Source organism: Alkaliphilus hydrothermalis, assembly GCF_016908555.1.
In the GTDB taxonomy this organism is placed as follows: domain Bacteria; phylum Bacillota; class Clostridia; order Peptostreptococcales; family Natronincolaceae; genus Alkaliphilus; species Alkaliphilus hydrothermalis.
The window spans coordinates 41,953-61,384 of sequence record NZ_JAFBEE010000017.1 but is presented as its reverse complement, the minus strand read 5'-3'; the positions used below and the strand labels follow the sequence as shown (position 1 = coordinate 61,384).

Below are 19,432 nucleotides of genomic sequence, written 5' to 3'. Positions count from 1 at the left end.
CAAGACTCGCTATGAGTGATTTGCTAAATCTTTCTCAGCGGGGTTCCCACCCACTATATGGTGCGCCCTTTGCTTGGCGCACGAACCGTCCCCTTTCAGAGTCAAAAAGAACCGTCCCCTTTGACTTATTTCCTACACATCTCCACAATCAACAATTCCAAAGCCAAACGATCATTAATCTTTCCTGACTTAATCATATAATCCATTTCAAGGAAATGATTTAAAAGCTCCTTCAACTGACTAGTGGTATAATGTCTACTTTGATCGGCACACTTTTGTGCCACAAAGGGATGTATCCCAATTTTAGATGCAATGATCTTTGAATTGTATCCCTCCTCCAATAATAGCTTGGTGGAAAGAATATTCTTCACTTGATTACTAAGGGTAACCATGAGTCGAAAGATAACTTCCCCCTCCTCCAAGAGATGATTCATTCGCTTCAATGCCTCTGAGACATTTCTCTGACCAATGGCATCCATCATCTTGAAGATATCGTTTTGAAACTTAAATATCGAAACCTTTTCAATATAAGTGATTTCAACCTTTTCCTGTTCCCCCATATAATAGACAATCTTCATAATTTCATTTGATAAATCCATGAGGGTCTGGGTGGAGTTTCTGCCAAAGTAGTCTAAATGCTCAATAAGGAAAGACAGCTCTTTGGGTTGGATTTTTTTATTGTGTTTAGCCAATTCCTTTGAAATCCATTGGCTTAACTCATTTTCCTTTAGCTTTTCAAAGTTGATAACCTCTCCTGCTTTACCAATGGTCTTAACCAGTTTCTTCCTAGAGTCAATAGATGCTTGACCATAGAAAACTAAACAGGTGGTATCGGGTATTTTAGATAAATACTCTATTAAAGTTTGCTCCTCCGCATCAGAAAGAGCCTTTTTCTTACCTTGGAACCCCTCAAAGTTCTTCACCAATACAAGTCTTTTCTCTGCCATAAAGGGAAGGGTTTCACAGGCATCCACCAGCTTTTCCACCAAAGTATCCCTACCATCAAAAGCGGTAAAATTTAAGGTTTCAAATTCTGGTGAAACCAAGTACTCCTTAAGGCTTTTTACAGCCTCCTCCATTAAATACAGTTCCTCACCATAAAACAGATATGTATTCGCAATTTCATTTTTTTTAATATTATTTAAAATCTTTTGATAACTCATCTTTCCTCCAACTTTCTTTATGGAATAGATATTTTCCCTTCATTGCCATATAGCATAGGGCGCCTAATATTATATAGTAAAATACCATACCCAATCCACTGATGGTCTTCACTGATATACTGCTATAGGGTAAGTCACTGCTAAATACCACCATCCAGTAGATATAGGTCAGTAATCCATTTGTAAAGTAATTTATTAAAGTCCCCAATACAGGGGATATAAGACTAATTATCACACTTATCATACCCATTGATAACAAGATTCCCAAGGTTGGTACAATCAATAGATTAACCAGCAGGGAAATAACCGATATCTCCTTAAAATGATAAGCTATAATGGGGGCTGTCCCTAATTGAGCCGCCAAAGTTACAGCCAAAAGATCTACAATACCCTGTGGAATCTTCAGGGGTATTTTCCTTAAAATCGGATACAACACTAATATACTCAAAGTAGCAGTGAAGGATAACTGAAAAGACACTGAAAACAAATATAGGGGATTGTATAGTAGAGAAATAAAAGCGATCAGCATCAGACAATTGATGGGGTCATATCGACGATGAAGAAAATATGCCAGTACATAAAGTAGATACATAGCTCCAGCCCTTATAATGGATACTGGAAAACCTATAATATAACCATAGACAAATATACATCCACTAATTCCTAGCAATCTCTTGTTTTTTCCTATTCCTAGCAGTTTTAAAATCCTTTCCAGCATCATCACAATAATGCCGATATGAAGCCCCGATACGGCTACTATATGGGCTGTACCACTCTTGGAAAATGCTTCTTTTACATCTTTAGAAAGATATCCTTGATTGCCAAACAAGACACTCTTCATAATCTCCTGTTGAGGCGCTTGAAGGGTTTTGTCTAAAAATGATTCTGCATAGATTTTTATTCCATGACTAAGCCCTAAAAGGGTGACAATATTTTCACGGGATACTGCTTCTATTCCCTCCATCTGGCTAGAAATCTCATACCGAACTCCTCTACTCCTCAAATATTGCTCATAGCCCTCCAAATCCCTATCATTAAATTCTTTTACTAATTTAGGTTCAAATATCCTCACAATTTCCCCTGGTTTCAGCCCATTTACGCCATTACCATATATCTTCAACTGGGCTTTTTCCTTCACATCACGGGGAAAATCCCCCTCCATATTCATCAATTCTACCTCTACTTGTACACCATTTTTTCTAGGGGTGGGTTGTTGAAGAATTTTAACCACCAATGGGGGGAGATTCTCCCCATAGGGCCCTAATATAGATTTCTCTGAAAATTGGCTCTGGTGGGCGAGCGTCCCCAATAAAACCAATGCAATCCCCACCCATACCATGTTGACTCTCCTAAATACCTCCATAGCCAATAATAGCAGGGCAAAGCTGATGAAGATTGCCCCAACAGGAATCTCCATCAGCCCCATATGACTTAATATAATGCCGATACCAAAGAATAATAGTATTATAGTAAAGGGTCTATTCATTCACTTGTTTCCCCTTAAATCGCTCCAGTAAAAAACCACTGGTGAAGGCGGTTATGGGAATGGTTAAAATCAGACCAATAGATCCTGCTATCGCCCTGATAATTTCCGTGGCAATAATATCTAAATTGATGATTTTTACGATACTGGTCTCATATGCCATAAAGAGTAATAGTAAGGGAATAGTGCTACCGGCGTATGCTAAGATAAGTGTATTAGCCATAGAACCCATGATATCCCTCCCTACATTCATCCCAGATTTAATTAGTTCTCTACCTCTTATGGTTGGATTAACTCTTTTTATTTCCGCCATAGCAGAAGATACCGACATGGCGACGTCCATTACAGCCCCCAAAGCCCCCAACATGATACCTGAGAACAACAGTTGTCTAAAATCAAATTCAATATTTTGAGGTATATACATCAGCATTGTTGCTTCCTCGGCAGATAAACCCGTCAGCTTGACCCTCGTTCCTATGATGAAGGTGATTAATCCAGCAGCTAAAATTCCGCCTAACACCCCTGCGATTGCAGAGAAGCCTTTTATATTAATACCTCCAATAATAAAAATAGTAATTAGTGTAATTAAGGAAGATACAACAATTGTCAACAATACAGGATCATAACCCTTTAAAATCCCCGGTAGTAGGACCTTCATAATAAAGAAGCCTGTCAAAGCAAGGGTAATCAGTGTCTTAAAACCAGATTTTTTACCGATGATTATTAATAGGGCAAAGAAAGCAAAGATTACACCATAGACATAAGTATCCCTTATAAAATCAGTAATATAGATTTCTAGACCATCGGGGAACTCCTCCACCATTAAGAGCACCTTGTCCCCAGGTTCTACTTCGATGTCATAGACAAAGCTACCACTGAGGGTGTGCTCTATTTCAAATATTTCCCCCTTCAGTTCCCCTGTCAAAATTTCTAGCGTTACCATATAGGTCTCCAAAAACGCCACATCCTGTTGTGGGCTTCCTTCTGTAACTTCCAGTACCTTTCCCCGAGCTGTATATGAATTAAGGGGTTCCTCCTCACCAAGGGCAAACCCCATGCTTGTAAAACTAAGTGCTATTAAAAAAAGTATTAAACTCAATAGAAACTTTTTCTTTAGTGGTCTGTTCATCTATTCTCCTCCTTTGAGGCTCCTTGCCTTCTTTACTAATGATTCTTTATTATGCTATTATACTAAATAAAGGGCAGAAAGTCACGTGTCTATGACTTCCTGCCCTTATTTTTAAGGTTGTCTTTGGTTACTATAGTGTCTAATTGGATTGGGTCTAATATATGCATCGGTGTGATCATTTCCTTCATAGGTCAATCGGGTATGGATATTGACGGAATGATTTTTTTTATCATGATTTATTTCTAGACCTTGGGGTCTCCCCTCATCACTGTGGTATTCTAAATATAGATTGAGGATATTCCTTCCTCCATCCTCATTGACATCCTCATACACCTGTAAGTATTCCTTGTCAGGAACTTCTAAATATAAATCATAACCATCTTCATTCTTCACTCTTCTATCCTGTATACTATTCAACATACCTGCCACCCTCTTTCATTATATTGTCCCTTCTACAAATCTATTTTTACCTAACAGCGGCAATATAATGCTATAAAGATTTTAGATAAAATAAGTTTTTCGCTCTTCTGCTAATTCCAAAATGTATGGGAATACTTCCCTTGCCTCTTGGAATAATTGATATGTACTGACTTCTGGATAAAAATGAGTTAACAATAATCTCTTAACACCAGCCTTTAAAGCTAACTCAGCAGCTTGTTTGACAGATACATGGGGAACATTTTCATTCCAATCTTTTTCTAAAATACCCCCTTCACATAAAAATACATCGCTTTGTTCGGCAAACTCAACCAAAGACTCATGATATTTTGTATCTCCTGAGTAAACAAATTTTTTATTTTCCTTTTCAAAAGCCATAGCATAGCATTCTATTGGATGATCTGTTCTCTTAAAGGAAATCTTAATTCCTTTAACATTGATTTCATTTCCATCTTGTATTGTATGCATTGTAAAGGCTTGTTGGTATTGGATTCTATCATAATCCTCCTTTGGAGATGCGGGTGTATATAAATCTATAGACTTTGATACCTTCCCCTTCATTTGTCCGATGGCTATGGCGTATCTTAATACCATCAAGTCGCTCATATGGTCTGGATGAAGGTGACTGATTAATATGGCATCAATATTGCTAAGATTCCCACAGTATTCCATTAATCTGGACAGCACCCCATTGCCACAATCAATCAATATTTTAGTATCTTGGTTCTCCAATAAATATCCGGAACAGGCACCTCTTGCCTTTGGATATGGTCCATAACATCCCAGTACAGTTAGTTTCAATTCTCCATCTCCTTTCTCTCCATATATAATGTTCTCAGCTACCCCGCTTACTTATTCATACATAAGAAGAGCAATTTTTAGTTACTGGAAGCAAGACCTTCAACTAAAAATTGCTCTATTTTAGACTAAGTTATTGATTTGTAAAGGTCTCTTTAACTGCTTTAAATACTGTATAGCCTCAGTGACAGGTTCGTAATTTGGTAACATCCTACGGGCCTTGTACAGATGCCATTTCGCCTTTTCATACTGCTCCATCTGTAGATAAATCAACCCTACTTGGTATTGTCCATAACCGTTTTCCGGCACTTTTTCCAATAGCATTTCTCCATATTCCAATGCCAATTTTAAATCCTTCAAATTGTAGAGATATATTTGAGATAAACTTAATAATACAAATCCATCGGCTGGATAATGGCTTAGTACTTTTTCATAGTATCGAACAGCATCTTCAAATTCCTCTACTTCGTAATAGGCAGAAGCGATTCCATGATATAAATCGGTAGTAAACTCATCATTTTTCTTTTCCTTTGTTTGACTTAGTGCTTTTTGATAACAGTCGATGGCTTCTGTATTCTTTTCCATTTCATAAAGTAAATCACCCATCATTTTCCAGTAGTAAGGATTTCCTGATTGCTTTTTAATGGTTTTTTTGATGAATTCAACAGCATAATCATGATTACCAATATTACTTAAAGCTAATACCAAGTTGCTTATTAAATATTTGTTGTCAGGATACTTTTTCAATGCCTCTTTACAAAGGGTAATGGCTTCATCCTCCATCTCATTGATTATATAGAAGCTGGTCATATTTAAATAAGGCTCAACAGAATCTGGCTGTAGCTTTTGGTGAAGCTTGAGGCATTTTATTGCCTTACCCAAGTTTCCCTCCTCCTCAAAGTGATATGCCAATTCCTCAAAGATATAAAATCGCTTGTATCTCTTCAAATAAAACGGATTATATTTTAGGTAGATCATCAAACCGTAGAAGGTCACTTCTCCCCGTTTATCCCGTAGATGGGTTCTTAATTCCTTATAAAATAGCCCCCATGAATCTTCATTATACTCCTCTGCCAATAGGTTATATTTTTTATTCCACTTAGACTCAAGCTCCCTGTAACCTAAGGCTTCTCTAGGATAGAATACATTTTCTTCGATAGTATTTTTATCCATTTTACCCAGCAGTTTATTATAAACTTCCTTCCCCTTGGAGGATTTATCAAATTGAAGTTCCAACCAATATCCAGGAACTCCTTTTATGGTGGTCTTAAATTTAACAGAAGAGATTCCTTGTAACACTGGTGATACCATCTTATTTTCTTCTACAACGATCTTATCACCCTTCAGTTGTGCTTTTATAAATCTTAGTCTTTCTTCATTATTGGAGAAAAAAATATTTAGCTTCATTTTCCTCCTCCTTTCTAGCATAGCCTACCCTCTCTTATTCTACTATAAGAATAGGGCTTTATCTACACTAAATCGTTAAGAGAAAGAAAAATCAATTGTTTATCATCCTTTACTTCTATATAGAAAACTAATAAATTATGTTCATTGATATACTGCACCTTTTGGATACTACCTTTATTTTTCAAAATACATTTTGCAGAAGACCCCTCCATTAAATACACGGAGTGATCCTTTATATAAAGGATTCCTTCCTTTAAGGCATAGAAATTAACTTTTTTGACTCTGCCACCTTCATGGATGTCAAAGGAACTCGTTCCGTCATAAATCCCAGAACCTCCACCTTTTAATTCAACTGTTTTTATGACATTTGAATTACCTTCATCCCTTGAAAGAGCATATACTAATTGGTTATTTGAGAAATAGGTATCGGATACTTTGGTAAAATCCGTTTCAGTTAGAAAATCCCCCTCCTGAATTCTTGTAATGGTTTTTTCCTTCATCTTAACTATATGAATATTAGACGCTTTTTCTGTACCAGTTGTATAGTAGATTGCCGAATCATCCTTTGCCCATCGCAGGGGGCCAAAAACACTCTCTGGTTTTACTATTTCATCATAGTAGTCTATTTCATCACTTCTTCTTTTATAGATTCCAATCTTATCTCCATCACGATATACAAATGCGATACTACCCTCTCCATAGCTCCACCCAGCCTCTACACCATAGATTAAATCATGTACCTTTTTGCCACTGTCGGCACCAAAGCTTATAAACCCTTCACCATTTTTTTCATCAATCATCTGAATAGAAACATATCCTCCCTTTGAAGAAAAGATAATGTTTTGATCATAGGGCTTTTTAATTTGCTTAATATCAATAGATTCAATAATGGTGACGTCGTTATTACTGAAATTCAGTATTTTAATATTATTCTCCTCTGGGTTTACTACAGCAATCTTATTCCTATTGGGGCTAAGGCTTGTCAGTTCAAGCTCCTCTTTAGGAACGTCCTTCATCATTCCTACTCGAATATTTTCAACTATAGGAGACTCCAATGTAAAGTTACCTTCTTTTTCTTCCCATTTCAACCCTTGAAGATTAAGTGACAGATGTTTTTGCCCCTCATTTTCTATAAGCTTTAATTGCTCCTTTACAGGAACTACTAAGGAATTAAAATAGTTTGAGATCCCCTTTAAAACATAGAGGTGATCCTCCTGCTTCAATTGGATACCAGATTGATTTTCTTCCTGTTCCTGTACCTTTACCATACTCACCTTTGCTGCCTCTTTTACTGATTCTTTCGATTCAGTTGCTTCAGGTGTTTCTATAGCTAAGTCCGTGTTTTCAATATTTTTTGTACATCCACTTAGTATCAACATTCCTACAAGAAAAAGGATATACCATATTTTCTTAGTATTCATATTTGACCTCCATTTTTTATATTTTAAACTCCCTACTTATGTATTCATAATAATTTCCAATTTTTCCTATTTATATACTAGGTTCCTCCCTTATTTTTGCCAGTATAGAAGATTTTTCATTTTTACTTGAAATTATACTAGAAGGTCTTTTCTTTTAAAATGATCTCTTATATGATATACATAGTATTTTGTGTAAAGGAGCTGTTATATGAAAATTTCTAAAGGTAAGTTGTTATTTATATTTTTAATCTCATTAATTGTCCTAGTAGTGGGCTTTCCATTGATTATGTCGCCTCAGCCTTTGGCTATTCACGTATTGGATGTAGGTCAAGGGGATAGTATTCTGATCATAACTCCTAATAACAAGAGTATTCTAATAGATGGTGGAGACGAGGATTACGGGGAATATGTAGTAGATTATTTAAAGCGTCAGAATATTAAACGAATAGATTGGCTAGTGGGTACTCATCCCCATTCAGATCATATTGGTGGTCTAGGGACAGTGATTAGTCATTTGGAGATTGGTGAATTTTACATGCCGTCAACACCCCACACCTCTATTGTGTTTGAGGATTTGCTTAGGAACGTTGCAGAAAAAAAACTAAAGATTACTGGGGGTAAAGCTGGTGATGTTATTGACATAAGCAAAGATCTATCCATTAACCTCCTAGGTCCCTTAGAAAACTATGGAGATGATCTAAACAATTGGAGCATTGTCCTACAGCTTAAATACAAGGAAAAATCCTTTATTTTCATGGGGGATGCCGAAGAACAGGTGGAGGAAGATTTGTTGGATGCTTATCCTTCCCATCAATTAAAAAGCCACTTCATTAAAATTGGTCATCATGGAAGTACTACCTCTACATCCCCAAAATTCCTCGATGCCCTTGCCCCCGATGTTGCAATAATCACCGTTGGAAAGGATAATGCCTATGGCCACCCCCATAAGTCCATCCTCCAACGTATATATAGTTATCAGGTCAAACTCTATCGTACTGATTTACAAGGAAGTGTAGTTTTCTATAGTGACGGCCAAAAAATCTGGTCCACAACCCCACCCCTGAGATCTAAATGACAAGACATAGGTGTTCTAAACCAGTCCACTAATTCTGATTATGGTAAGATGAAATTAGTTTCTTGGTTTAGAACAAAGAGACTGACACAAAATCATAGATTTTGGTCATCTTCTTTTGTTCAAAAGTCCTTAGATTCAAGGAACAGGAAGAACCTGCGACCGTAGCGTATACAGTAATACGTAAGGGTGCTGGTTTTCCCAGTGACGAAGTAGATAAGGGACTTTACAAATCAAACAGATATTTTTCAAACACTTCCTTAGTCCATTTTTCTCCCATATATCGCTTTGATGAAGAATATCCATAGTCATTTCTATAAAAGTGCTTTCTAAAGTCCTCAAACCACTGTTGATGCTGCTGCATTTCATCCTTCGAATTAGATTTACCCTGTTGCAGCATCCCTTCATGCCATATATCAAAAAGCTTTGCAATCAGCTGATAACCGGTCTCTCCTTCTTTAACCCTGATTAACCCATTAAATCTGTTGGGTACAACCTTCCCTTGAATAAACTCCTGAGGTTCAAACTCACTCAGCAACATTTCCACATGTTTTGCTTCCTCTTGAAGCAACGCCTGTATCCCTTCCATTGATTCGGCCTTTTCTAAATCCTCAAAGGCATAATGTACTAAAGCTAAAATTCTTTGAGGAGCAATAATTACTTGATAAAGGAAAATAGGATACACGTATTCCTTTTTAGGATAGACGATCCCAAAGTCATAATGATACATGTTAAGCCCTTTTATGGTCAGGTTTAAGAACTTGTCAATACCTTCACCTTGAAACATATTGACCTCCCCCTTAGAAAAAAGCCTTTTCTGTTGGGCTATTCTCTTGGGGACGGCGATTTCTTCTAAAGTACCCAGTTCATGAAAATATTTTTTTAAAGAATTTGATGGCACTTCAATCATTCTTTACCTCCTCCTTTCCTTAATAAATTCTCTAATACACTCTTTTTCTGCTTCCTTTAGCTGATAAAGACTATATACAATTTCATTGATTGCTTCTTCTAGATGGTCAATAGCTATGTTATTACTTATATGGGCTTCGACTTTCTCTACCAAATCTTCTAATTGCGGGGCTATTGCTGACAACTCAATCAAAGTCGGAAATGGTATCCCCTTCAAGGGTGTTCCGTATAACTCTAGGTATTCCCCTTTTCGCTTTCCTCGATGTAATAACCAGAAATATATTAAAGATGAATTTAAAACAGCAAGGACCGTCTTTAAGGAAATATTTCTATCCTTTAAGGTAATATAGTATACATCAGCACTGGCATACCAAGGGCCTTCATGATAAGCAAAGGCGTTTCTCAATGACCTCTGGGGTACAACGATTTTCTCCCCTTCAAAAATTTCCCGTTTTCTAGGCCATTGAAGGGCATACCATTTTCTACTCCCCTGCTTTACCTCCCGCCTCTCCGTTAACAGAATTTTATATCTCTCTAGATGTTGATATAGCTTTGGCAATTGTTCTAAATCTTGAGGTTCTTCATCATCAAGATACAGAATCTTTAGTCCTTGATTTTTTAATAAGCAATACTTTTTGATATGGCTATTTTTATAGAAATCCTTTAAATAACTGGAATAAGGAGGTAGGTGGAATCCTTTTTCTATAATTTCTTCCTCTGTAAGGACAAAGATCCCCTTCCCCTGCTCCCCATATAGCTTTAGTTTATCTGCCCACGGGGCTGTAAGACGATCTGCTCCACTGACAATGCCTTGATTTACATGACAAAAGTCACCTAGAGTATACTTAAACATTTGGGTTATTCTATCAAGAACCTCAGCCCCCCCATAGGAGCTCTTCAGTAGTATTTGTCCCTTATCATCATATAGTCTCTCCTGTAACTTTAAGGTGGAGATATGGACCCCTTCAACCTCTTGTTTTTTTAAGAGCTGCGGCATGACTTCATCCCCAGAAAGTTTTTTATCCTCTAGGGTGATGACTCTAGGTCCTTTCGTGTTCCGTGTCTCCTTTGTAGCTATAAAAATCATATTATGCTGTCCAGTGGCATCCTTAAAAACCTTTGCCTCATTGAAATTAATCAGTTCTTTAAAAGAAAAATGCTCCCTCATAAAATTCCTTAATTTATTAGCTCCATCGGCAGTGACAAAATAATTGGTGGTAATCAGTCCTAATACCCCACCCTTCTTTAATATTTCTCCCCCTTTATAAATGAAAAAATAGAAATAATCCATCTTTCCCTCATAATATTTTTCTCCAAAGGTGCTTTCTTTTATATCACTGAAAATCTGCCTATTGCCCCTTTCTCCTATATATGGTGGGTTTCCAATAACAAGATCAAAGCAGGGAAGTACTTCTTCATTGGGGGCTTCATGTATTAAAGAATTTCTGCAAAAGATATTTAATTCTGTATCCTTAACTAAGTGAGTTTCGTGATTTATACTAATTTCTTTGCTTGCTTCTATTTTTTCATCTTCAGTGGGCTCTATTTTAGCCATAAGGCTTTCACATTCCATTAGTAGCAGTAATTTGCACAAGATAACAGTATTGGGCTGTATATCCATTCCATAAATATTAGAAAGTACCTCCTTTAATAATTGCCTCCCTACTACAGCAGTTGCCAAGATTTCATTTGTTTTACACCTCAGCTGAAAAATCAACCGCAAGGCTTCCCTCAGAAATACTCCTCCACCACAGGCAAGGTCAATGATTTTTATCTCCTTCAATATTTTCTCTATATCAGCAACAATAGATTTTTCAATTTGTACCGCTTCTCCTAGTATAAAATCCTCTAGTCCATCTGGGGCATCAGCCATCTGATTTTCCATGTATGCAACCAAAGACTTTACCACCATGTAATGAACAATTGGCTGTGGTGTATAATAGGCTCCCGTCTTGCTCCTAACTCCCTCCAACAAAAGTCCTTCATACAGGACTTCCATTTCCTTGAGGCCTACACTTGAAGGAGAATAGTTATTCAATATGCTATCCTTTAGCAGTAGATACGCCTTTTTCCACAAGACTTTATAGGAGTCTATTGGAATGTTCCAATCCTTCAATCCATTGATTTCTTTTAACAATTCATTTTCATTGCATTCTCCCTCATTTCCTGCTCTCCGATTGTAAAAATACATATTAAAGTAAATCCACAACAATAGGTCAAGAGGACTGAGGTCGGTGTCTATGTCTTTAGTGATTTGTTTTATTAGACTTTTGCAATCCTTTTGAAATTCCTTAATCATAAAAATTTCCTTTCTCAAAATAATATTACCAAATTATTTAAAATAAATATATTTGCTAAAGGCAAACTATTTTATTTAATAGAATGAAAAAAAAGGTGAAGACTGAGCTTCACCTAAGGCACAATCATTTTTTGGGCATTTTATGATTGGGGCCAATGTGCGTTTTTTGGGTTTATTAAGTATTCTATATAAATCTATAATATCCTTCTTATTTACTTGAATTTAAATAAATAACATCAAAATTCCCTTAAACTTGCCGATAATTATAATAGATATAATAAATGATTTAAATCACTGGGGAGGAGAAATTTATATGAGAAAGATAAGCTCCGTTAGTAAAGACCGTATTGATCGTATGTATATAGATAGAAAAATTAATGTAAATCGCATCTCTACTGTTACACCTGTTGATCCCGTCAAGCCTGTTCATAATGAAGCCTCCTTCATCAGTGATAATTATCTGTTACTGACAGGCTCATTTTATGATAAATTCCAAGACCTTCGTCAGCAATATAAGGATTTTTATTTAAATCAACAGGATTTAGAGGATATGATGCACCAATTCAAAACTAAAAAAGGTGATGACTCCCTTGAAGAAATCATCACCATTATTCAACAGTTGGTGGATAAGTATAATAAAACCATTATCAGTCTTCGTAACTTTGAAGAAAAGTTACCTAGAGCTGGATTTACTCATGGGATTCATCACACCCTATTAGAATATGATGAAGAATTAGCTACTGTCGGTCTTACCATCACAGAGGAGGTTATCCTTAACTTTGACCCCTCCATCCTTAGGAAAAATGTTGATTTCCAACCCAATTGTCTTTACTTCCTCTTTGATTACCAACAAGGATTAATTCGTAAGCTCTTTACAATTTTCCGTAATATTAAAGTAAGTCAACTGGAGGAATCCCATGGATACAAAAATAACTCCATCACCCCACCATCGGGTATGCTTATTAACGAAAGGCGTTAATGCTGCCCTTAAATAATGTCATCTATCGTTAATTCTTCATCCTTCATGAAGACAATAAGTTCTCTTAATTTATCCTGTAGAAACTCCTTAGCATTTTTCTGGTCTGATTTATTGCTACATTCAACCTCTAGCTTCTTTTTTTGTAATACCAGTACCGCCAGCAGTAGATCAGCCTCCATCAGATGATAAATCCCTTCCTCTACATCCTCTACTACGATTTCTTTAGTATTATTTAGTGCTTCTTTTGTCCTAAAATAATCCACCACAGCGTAGACCGTCTGATGAAGGGTTACATCCCCTTCTTGATCTCGATAGGAAGACAGTTTATTAACAATCCCCAAAACCGTTGTCAGATTCTCCTTAAAATATTGAGGAAAAGAAAGATAGGATTTTCTTCCCTTAGCTTGGTCATAATCTTCAATCACTTGACCGATTAAGAGGGTCTTATATTGATGGGGTAGCACCGTGATTTGGGAGCTAACGATTTGTGGTACATCCCCCTGTGTTAGTCTTACTAGTAGAATTTCATGTAGGTTGACATCTTCTTCTACTGCATCCTTTTGAAGGGTATGTTCTTCATTTGTAAAAATATTTTTTATATGTAGGATATTCTCCTTGATTTTGATTAGCTCATAAAAACCTAAATAGCTTTGAAGGCAGTTCTTAATATATTCAACCTCATCTACTGGAAGTTCTGCCCCCACCTGCTGTAGATAACCTTCTCCATAGGTTTGTTTGTTGTTTGCTGGATAATCGTACACCAACCAATCGGAAAATTGATAAGCCAATCCATCTGTTTTATCTAGAAATTTCGCCTCCAGCTCCTTTAACTTCCCTTGATCCTCTTCCTGTTGATAAATATATGTAATTACCTTTTCAGTAATCAATTCATGTGCCATGGTATCTCCTCCTAAATTAATCTTATGTGTGAATAATAGCATAGTTAAAACGTAACTTCAATCCATATTATCCCATTAATCAAAAAATGTCTAAATCGCTAAAAAAACTAGCAATATCTTAAAAGCAAGGTCTGATTACGACTTATCAGGTATTTTCGACTATCCTTACCTTGTAAAAAATCAGTTAAACAGTTATGATAGAACGTAGTGAAGACCTTACAATAACATAAGAGGAGGATTATCTTGACTAAAGTTATTTCATTCAATAGTTATTTAGACAAAAAAAGATGCAATAAAAGGTCTCCCCTGCTTCAGACTAATCCTATAGGCTTCTCAGCAATTAGTGAAGGAATTAAATCCTTAGCCTTAAAGGACAGAGAGGTTATCTATAAAAATGTAAAGTACAATTATTATAGTCAATATATCCAGTATGTCCAACTTAATCAGTTGGTAGACGGCGAATATACATTTTTGGACTTTATTGGAAATCATCTAGATTTAGATAATCCTTTCGAGATACTTCACGGAGTGGATTTTTCGGGAGAGCAGTCTATGAGTTTTCTTTCCAAAAGTGATTGGGAAAACATAGCAGACTTAGTGGTCAGACTCAGTTTAAGCTATTACTTAGAAATAGCAGCAGAGGAAATCACCCCATTGGGATTTGCCCATCAGTATGATTGGGACTACGTTTTATTAGATACAAATTAATAAGTATTTTAATAGCAATGATATTATATTTTTAACCTAGTATTCTAAATTCTAAAGTTAAACCCAGCACCAACGTAAAAAAACGTAGGGCTGGGTTTCTTCATCTTATTAACTTGATATTTTTTTTTATGATTTTTTGTGCTTTTTGGTTAAAACTAAATTCTTAATCATAATCGTTGGATTTTCCAAAGCATCAATAATCTTCTTATCCAACATAATTGCATCAACAGGCACTTTCCTTTTTTGGAATTTTTCCTTCTCAATATAGTTCTTAATAAGATTGGCCAAAAATACAATATCACTCCCTAGATATGTGGGACTGGATAAGATGATGGGCATGTATTGTTGAATTTCCGTCTTTCCTGGTACATCCTTAAATCTGCCAAATTTACCTATTTCCTCGTTAACATTCAAATTGAATTGAATCATCATACCTTCGTCATTAATGGTATTTTTTGATGTTACTAGTTTTTCAAACAGCAACTGAAATATTTGATTTTGACTATTGCTGACAGCTATAGAGAATTTTAGGTCTACATGGTATTCTAGTCCATTTTGAGCTACTAATGGTTTCATATCATCCCACCCTTCTTATTTTTATATAAAGTAAAATATATTATTACATTATATCAGAAGTATCACTGCCTTTACTGTTAAATATACATTTGATAAGAAAATATTTTTTTATTTTTGTTCATAAGTTTTATTCCTTCATGTCTTACATATATTTTATAGAGGTGATCTTATGAAAAAAATATTGGTATCCATCTTTGCATTTCTTTTTATTCTTTTTAGTTTTTTTAGCACTTATGCTTTTTTTCAATCGGAAGCAACCATCAAAACCTTTAAGCAGTTTTCATCCCCCCAGTACAAGATTAATAAAGCACTTTTAGACCGTTATTATCATCAAGATGAAGATATTAAAAAATCAGCTGAAAAAGAACTGATTAGTATCATATTAAAGGGAATTGAATATGAAAGATGGCAGGAATTTGTGGACTATATCCAGCTACAAGCCTACAAGGGAGAGGTCCTCCCCACCACTTCAGAACAAATGATATTTGTCTTAAATCTTTCTAAAGATGTTGCAGTAGTTGGGATCTATAATGCAGTGGGGGAGGATTTTGTTTATCATAGTAAGATCGAAGGTCTAGCTCCTGTTGAGAAAATCGAACTCATACAGATTGATGATTCGCCACATAAAAGTTTAGTGATTTATCAAGCGTTAGATGAACGCTTTGGTGCATTTTTTTATGAAGAATTTTTAGACATCTACTATCATGTAGCCGATGAATTTAAACCTGTTTGGCATAGCACCCTATATTTTGAGGAAGTTTACAAGGAAACTTGGATTGATCCCGACAGTGATGATACCCTTTGGAACAGAATTGTTACTGAGACCGTACTTGATTTTGTACCTACAGAACCCTTTAAAATCAATTCCATTACCTCCACCAAAAAATATACGACTAAGTCTAAAGAAACCCCCTCTAAAGAAGATTTTACTAAAATTATTTTTGACCAATCTACCCAAGATTTCTTTTACTGGAGTCCTAAATACAATCATTTTATTTTAGGTGAGCTAACTACAGACGTATTCCTATCTGAGGCTGCCCTCTTAGAGGACCTCACCACTGGTAGAGAAATTTTATACGGAATAGATAATAAAAGCTACAAAATCATCACCTCCAAAGGAGAATTAATTTATTTGCCTAAAAACAAATTTAAGGGAATGTTTCAAAATAAAATAAAGGAATGATATAATAGTAACGATTACTAAAGAAAAATGAGAAAAAAGAGGTGTGAAAATGACTAAAAAATTATACTGGGAGGATGCCACTGTGTCCTCCTTTAAAAGTAATATCCTTTCAATAGAGCCCTATGAAATAGATCCATCTAAGTTTGTTGTGGTAATGGAGGAAACTGCCTTTTACCCCGAAGGTGGTGGACAACCTTGGGATGAGGGGACTATTGGCTCCAGTGCTGTCGTTTATGTCTATGAAGAAAATGATACAATTTATCATGTGGTGGAAAAAGCCCCTACTGAAACTAAAGGAGTAGACTGCCAAATTGATTGGGAACGGCGTCTAGACTTAATGCAACAGCACCTAGGACAGCATATCCTTTCCTCTGTATTTGAAAAGCTGTTTTCTGCCACCACAGTTGGCTTTCATCTAAGTAATGAATATGTAACCATTGATGTCACTAAGGATTCCCTTACCTATGGGGAGGCAAGTTTAATTGAGTCAGAGGCTAATGCAGTGGTTTTTAGTAGCCTAAAGGTCTTCACCCATTTTCCAAATGACGAGGAGCTGAAGAAGTTGCCACTACGGAAGCCACCATCGGTAACAGAGGGCATCAGAATTGTAGAGGTGGAGGGTTATGACTTCTCCCCCTGCGGAGGCGTCCATCCCCTACAGACGGGCTCTGTAGGACAGATTAAAATCCGTAAATGGGAAAAAATGAAGGGCCATATCCGAGTAGAGTTTGTCTGTGGTGGAAGAGCATTAAAGGACGCTGCTTGGAAAAATCGACAAATCAATGAGATCTCAAACCTATTATCCATAAAGGATGTTGAAACGAAGGAGTTTGTTGAAAAACTTGTTGCTGATAGCAGAAAACTCGAGAAAACCCTTCGTACATATCGTAGGGAATTGATGGATTATCAAATCAAGGAGCTCCATGCTTCTGCTGAGATCCATAAGGATTGTTCTCTAGTAGTAAAGGTTTTTGATGGGGAAGATTTTAAAACCCTTCAATCGATGGCTTCTTCTCTAAATCAATACCCTAACACTGTTGCTTTATTAGCCACTAAAACGGACAAGGCTCAGGTGGTCTTTACTCGATCTAAAGATCTTGACATTAACATGAATCAGCTATTTAAAGAAGTGATTGAATTAGTTGACGGTAGAGGTGGCGGAAATCCTCAGACAGCCCAAGGGGGCGGAAGTAATCTTTCAAATCTTGATGGATTGATGACGGCGGCTGTGATGAAGATTAAGAATGAGTATTTGAAATAAAGTCTAAAGTATAAAAAACTGATTTTCTTCTAATTAATTTAGATATGAAATCAGTTTTTTATTATATCATATTATATAAATTACTTGTTAGATTAAGGGTTGCAATAGCCACATCTTCCTGGGTCAGCTTTTTCAATCCCATTAGGATAGGGTTTTTCCTCGGAATATCCACACTTAGTACAGAGATATCGGTGGGAAAGAATCAGCTCTGTAGGAAGTCCACACCAACTACAGGGTAGCCCTTTTTTGCTGTCCACCACTTGGAAGCCAGGCCAAGAACATTGGGGGCATAAGTTATATAGTTTAGTAACTAGATCCCTCGTGGCAGCTTCTATGCTTTTCATCCGTGTTGGGTTGTAAAGAGCCCTCATATCTGTTTCTATATAGATTTTTTCATTACTTGACATTGCCAAGGCAAATTCAACTGCCTTTTCCAAATCTGCCTCTGTTATAATTCCTTTAATTATTTCCTTAGGATCTGTACTGGATTCCTTTACCTTAATCACAATTCCATGTTGGGGAAAGCCTGCCTCCTTGGCAAATTCAATTGCCTCTTGAAAACTTTTCACCATTTTGTGCATGTAGTTGGTTTCTATTGTTGCTGAGATCCCATAGATTTCTAAACCAGTTGTTTTATCAATTAATAGTACTATTTCTCGATTAAAGGGCAAAAATGGACTAATGGGATGGGGTCCAAAGGCCCCCTCACTGGCAATTCCTATTGTTTTGTCCTCTAGGGCCATAGCTGCTTCTGCTTTATATTTTGCTGCCTCCAGCTGATTTCCCCTACGGTCAATGTCTTTGGTAAAGGTCCCAAACACATCGGTGTTAAAGTCCTTTGGAATAGTAATCTTTATACCTAGATCCTTCTCCAATATAGGTGCAATTACCTCTTCTTTCTTGTGCATGGTCGCTAAAACCCCAGTACGCCCCTTAAAGAACAAATGAATTAATTGATGCTGATCCATTAATTAGACCCCTTTCCCTAAAGCCTTTATAATAATATATTTTATCCCACTGCAAATAAATTATAAATTTACTATTTCTTAGCCTTCAAGTAAGGATGATTCATCCTCCTTACTTCCTTCATGGTGGCAATCTCATCATGACCAGGATAGATTACAATATCATCACTCCATTTTGCCACCTTGTTGGTGATGGATTTTTTCAACTGTTCTTCATTACCACCGGGTAAATCTGTTCTACCAAAGCCATCCTTAAAGACGGTATCCCCCGTAAAGATGATATTGCTTTCTTTCACTTGTAGACAAATGCCTCCTGGGGTATGGCCTGGGGTATGGATTATCTGTAGCACTATATTCCCCACTGTAATTACGTTTTCCTCCGATAAGGTTTTATCGGGAGCAAAGGAAATTAGTTTTCTGCACCGCTCTAAAGAACGATTAAATTCTGGGTCCTTTAGCCCCTCCACCTCTTTCTTATGGGAATAGATGGGACAGTTGTATTTCTTCTTTAATTCCTCCGCTGCCCCTGAATGGTCGTGGTGAAAGTGGGTCAGTATAATTCCAACAGGCTGTAGCTGGTTGCGATCGATGTATTTCATAATTTTTTTAGCTTCATCCCCTGGATCAATTACTAGGGCTTCATTGTTTTCTTCGTCATTAATTATGTAGGTGTTGGTTTCGTTCATTCCTACAACTATTTTCTCGATTTTCATTGTAATACTCCTTTGTATATAAATTTATT

The 19,432-nt window shown here is 36.4% G+C and carries 18 protein-coding genes; 5 read left to right on the top strand and 13 right to left on the bottom strand.

What is annotated here, in order from left to right:
* Positions 1 to 125: 125 nt before the first annotated feature.
* The 7 genes from holA to JOC73_RS11560 form a co-directional block, all read right to left on the bottom strand.
* Complete coding sequence (gene holA / locus JOC73_RS11590; protein ID WP_204403393.1) at positions 126 to 1,163, bottom strand: DNA polymerase III subunit delta; 1,038 nt, start codon at positions 1,161 to 1,163, stop codon at positions 126 to 128.
* Positions 1,138 to 2,649 carry a ComEC/Rec2 family competence protein gene (locus JOC73_RS11585; protein WP_204403391.1) on the bottom strand — a complete coding sequence of 504 codons (1,512 nt, stop codon included), beginning with the start codon at positions 2,647 to 2,649 and terminating at the stop codon, positions 1,138 to 1,140. Before JOC73_RS11585 ends, holA begins: the two co-directional genes overlap by 26 nt.
* On the bottom strand, positions 2,642 to 3,775 hold the full coding sequence (locus tag JOC73_RS11580; RefSeq protein ID WP_204403388.1) for a YibE/F family protein: 1,134 nt from the start codon (positions 3,773 to 3,775) through the stop codon (positions 2,642 to 2,644). Before JOC73_RS11580 ends, JOC73_RS11585 begins: the two co-directional genes overlap by 8 nt.
* A gap of 111 nt (positions 3,776 to 3,886) precedes the next feature.
* Positions 3,887 to 4,192 (bottom strand): hypothetical protein, encoded by a 306-nt coding sequence (locus JOC73_RS11575; RefSeq protein WP_204403386.1) that lies wholly within the window; start codon positions 4,190 to 4,192, stop codon positions 3,887 to 3,889.
* An 84-nt stretch (positions 4,193 to 4,276) separates the two neighbouring features.
* A complete protein-coding gene (locus JOC73_RS11570; RefSeq protein ID WP_204403384.1) occupies positions 4,277 to 5,014 on the bottom strand; it encodes an MBL fold metallo-hydrolase in 738 nt (245 codons plus the stop codon).
* A gap of 120 nt (positions 5,015 to 5,134) precedes the next feature.
* Positions 5,135 to 6,418, bottom strand: a complete 1,284-nt coding sequence (locus JOC73_RS11565) for a tetratricopeptide repeat protein (RefSeq protein ID WP_204403381.1) — start codon at positions 6,416 to 6,418, stop codon at positions 5,135 to 5,137.
* A 62-nt stretch (positions 6,419 to 6,480) separates the two neighbouring features.
* Entirely contained in the window at positions 6,481 to 7,839 is a 1,359-nt protein-coding gene (locus JOC73_RS11560; protein ID WP_204403379.1) for a hypothetical protein, read from the bottom strand.
* Positions 7,840 to 8,047: 208 nt separating this feature from the next.
* Here JOC73_RS11560 and JOC73_RS11555 point away from each other — a divergent pair, with 208 nt between their 5' ends.
* Positions 8,048 to 8,914 (top strand): ComEC/Rec2 family competence protein, encoded by an 867-nt coding sequence (locus JOC73_RS11555; protein WP_204403377.1) that lies wholly within the window; start codon positions 8,048 to 8,050, stop codon positions 8,912 to 8,914.
* Between the two features lie 223 nt (positions 8,915 to 9,137).
* On the opposite strand, the gene JOC73_RS11550 is transcribed toward JOC73_RS11555, so the two are convergent.
* Both JOC73_RS11550 and JOC73_RS11545 read right to left on the bottom strand, forming a co-directional pair.
* A complete protein-coding gene (locus JOC73_RS11550) occupies positions 9,138 to 9,821 on the bottom strand; it encodes a hypothetical protein (RefSeq protein WP_204403375.1) in 684 nt (227 codons plus the stop codon).
* A 3-nt stretch (positions 9,822 to 9,824) separates the two neighbouring features.
* On the bottom strand, positions 9,825 to 12,119 hold the full coding sequence (locus JOC73_RS11545) for an Eco57I restriction-modification methylase domain-containing protein (RefSeq protein WP_204403373.1): 2,295 nt from the start codon (positions 12,117 to 12,119) through the stop codon (positions 9,825 to 9,827).
* 313 nt (positions 12,120 to 12,432) lie between these two features.
* Here JOC73_RS11545 and JOC73_RS11540 point away from each other — a divergent pair, with 313 nt between their 5' ends.
* Positions 12,433 to 13,098, top strand: a complete 666-nt coding sequence (locus JOC73_RS11540) for a hypothetical protein (protein ID WP_204403371.1) — start codon at positions 12,433 to 12,435, stop codon at positions 13,096 to 13,098.
* A gap of 8 nt (positions 13,099 to 13,106) precedes the next feature.
* Here JOC73_RS11540 and JOC73_RS11535 read toward each other — a convergent pair whose 3' ends face one another.
* Positions 13,107 to 13,997 (bottom strand): hypothetical protein, encoded by an 891-nt coding sequence (locus tag JOC73_RS11535; RefSeq protein WP_204403369.1) that lies wholly within the window; start codon positions 13,995 to 13,997, stop codon positions 13,107 to 13,109.
* 243 nt (positions 13,998 to 14,240) lie between these two features.
* Here JOC73_RS11535 and JOC73_RS11530 point away from each other — a divergent pair, with 243 nt between their 5' ends.
* A complete protein-coding gene (locus JOC73_RS11530; protein ID WP_204403367.1) occupies positions 14,241 to 14,705 on the top strand; it encodes a hypothetical protein in 465 nt (154 codons plus the stop codon).
* Between the two features lie 126 nt (positions 14,706 to 14,831).
* Here JOC73_RS11530 and JOC73_RS11525 read toward each other — a convergent pair whose 3' ends face one another.
* On the bottom strand, positions 14,832 to 15,281 hold the full coding sequence (locus tag JOC73_RS11525) for a hypothetical protein (RefSeq protein WP_204403366.1): 450 nt from the start codon (positions 15,279 to 15,281) through the stop codon (positions 14,832 to 14,834).
* 169 nt (positions 15,282 to 15,450) lie between these two features.
* Here JOC73_RS11525 and JOC73_RS11520 point away from each other — a divergent pair, with 169 nt between their 5' ends.
* Both JOC73_RS11520 and JOC73_RS11515 read left to right on the top strand, forming a co-directional pair.
* Positions 15,451 to 16,464 (top strand): hypothetical protein, encoded by a 1,014-nt coding sequence (locus JOC73_RS11520; RefSeq protein ID WP_204403364.1) that lies wholly within the window; start codon positions 15,451 to 15,453, stop codon positions 16,462 to 16,464.
* Positions 16,465 to 16,513: 49 nt separating this feature from the next.
* Positions 16,514 to 17,725: an alanyl-tRNA editing protein gene (locus JOC73_RS11515; protein WP_204403363.1), complete on the top strand. Its 1,212-nt coding sequence runs from the start codon at positions 16,514 to 16,516 to the stop codon at positions 17,723 to 17,725.
* A gap of 92 nt (positions 17,726 to 17,817) precedes the next feature.
* Here JOC73_RS11515 and JOC73_RS11510 read toward each other — a convergent pair whose 3' ends face one another.
* A complete protein-coding gene (locus JOC73_RS11510) occupies positions 17,818 to 18,693 on the bottom strand; it encodes a DUF6671 family protein (protein WP_204403360.1) in 876 nt (291 codons plus the stop codon).
* A 71-nt stretch (positions 18,694 to 18,764) separates the two neighbouring features.
* Positions 18,765 to 19,403 carry an MBL fold metallo-hydrolase gene (locus JOC73_RS11505; protein ID WP_204403358.1) on the bottom strand — a complete coding sequence of 213 codons (639 nt, stop codon included), beginning with the start codon at positions 19,401 to 19,403 and terminating at the stop codon, positions 18,765 to 18,767.
* Between the last annotated feature and the right edge of the window lie 29 nt (positions 19,404 to 19,432).

What these genes read in the sequence shown, in the direction of transcription:
- holA (WP_204403393.1), bottom strand. Translation starts at nt 1,163, where the DNA reads ATGAGTTATCAAAAGATTTTAAATAATATTAAAAAAAATGAAATTGCG.
- JOC73_RS11585 (WP_204403391.1), bottom strand. Translation starts at nt 2,649, where the DNA reads ATGAATAGACCCTTTACTATAATACTATTATTCTTTGGTATCGGCATT.
- JOC73_RS11580 (WP_204403388.1), bottom strand. Translation starts at nt 3,775, where the DNA reads ATGAACAGACCACTAAAGAAAAAGTTTCTATTGAGTTTAATACTTTTT.
- JOC73_RS11565 (WP_204403381.1), bottom strand. Translation starts at nt 6,418, where the DNA reads ATGAAGCTAAATATTTTTTTCTCCAATAATGAAGAAAGACTAAGATTT.
- JOC73_RS11560 (WP_204403379.1), bottom strand. Translation starts at nt 7,839, where the DNA reads ATGAATACTAAGAAAATATGGTATATCCTTTTTCTTGTAGGAATGTTG.
- JOC73_RS11555 (WP_204403377.1), top strand. Translation starts at nt 8,048, where the DNA reads ATGAAAATTTCTAAAGGTAAGTTGTTATTTATATTTTTAATCTCATTA.
- JOC73_RS11550 (WP_204403375.1), bottom strand. Translation starts at nt 9,821, where the DNA reads ATGATTGAAGTGCCATCAAATTCTTTAAAAAAATATTTTCATGAACTG.
- JOC73_RS11545 (WP_204403373.1), bottom strand. Translation starts at nt 12,119, where the DNA reads ATGATTAAGGAATTTCAAAAGGATTGCAAAAGTCTAATAAAACAAATC.
- JOC73_RS11540 (WP_204403371.1), top strand. Translation starts at nt 12,433, where the DNA reads ATGAGAAAGATAAGCTCCGTTAGTAAAGACCGTATTGATCGTATGTAT.
- JOC73_RS11535 (WP_204403369.1), bottom strand. Translation starts at nt 13,997, where the DNA reads ATGGCACATGAATTGATTACTGAAAAGGTAATTACATATATTTATCAA.
- JOC73_RS11525 (WP_204403366.1), bottom strand. Translation starts at nt 15,281, where the DNA reads ATGAAACCATTAGTAGCTCAAAATGGACTAGAATACCATGTAGACCTA.
- JOC73_RS11520 (WP_204403364.1), top strand. Translation starts at nt 15,451, where the DNA reads ATGAAAAAAATATTGGTATCCATCTTTGCATTTCTTTTTATTCTTTTT.
- JOC73_RS11515 (WP_204403363.1), top strand. Translation starts at nt 16,514, where the DNA reads ATGACTAAAAAATTATACTGGGAGGATGCCACTGTGTCCTCCTTTAAA.
- JOC73_RS11510 (WP_204403360.1), bottom strand. Translation starts at nt 18,693, where the DNA reads ATGGATCAGCATCAATTAATTCATTTGTTCTTTAAGGGGCGTACTGGG.
- JOC73_RS11505 (WP_204403358.1), bottom strand. Translation starts at nt 19,403, where the DNA reads ATGAAAATCGAGAAAATAGTTGTAGGAATGAACGAAACCAACACCTAC.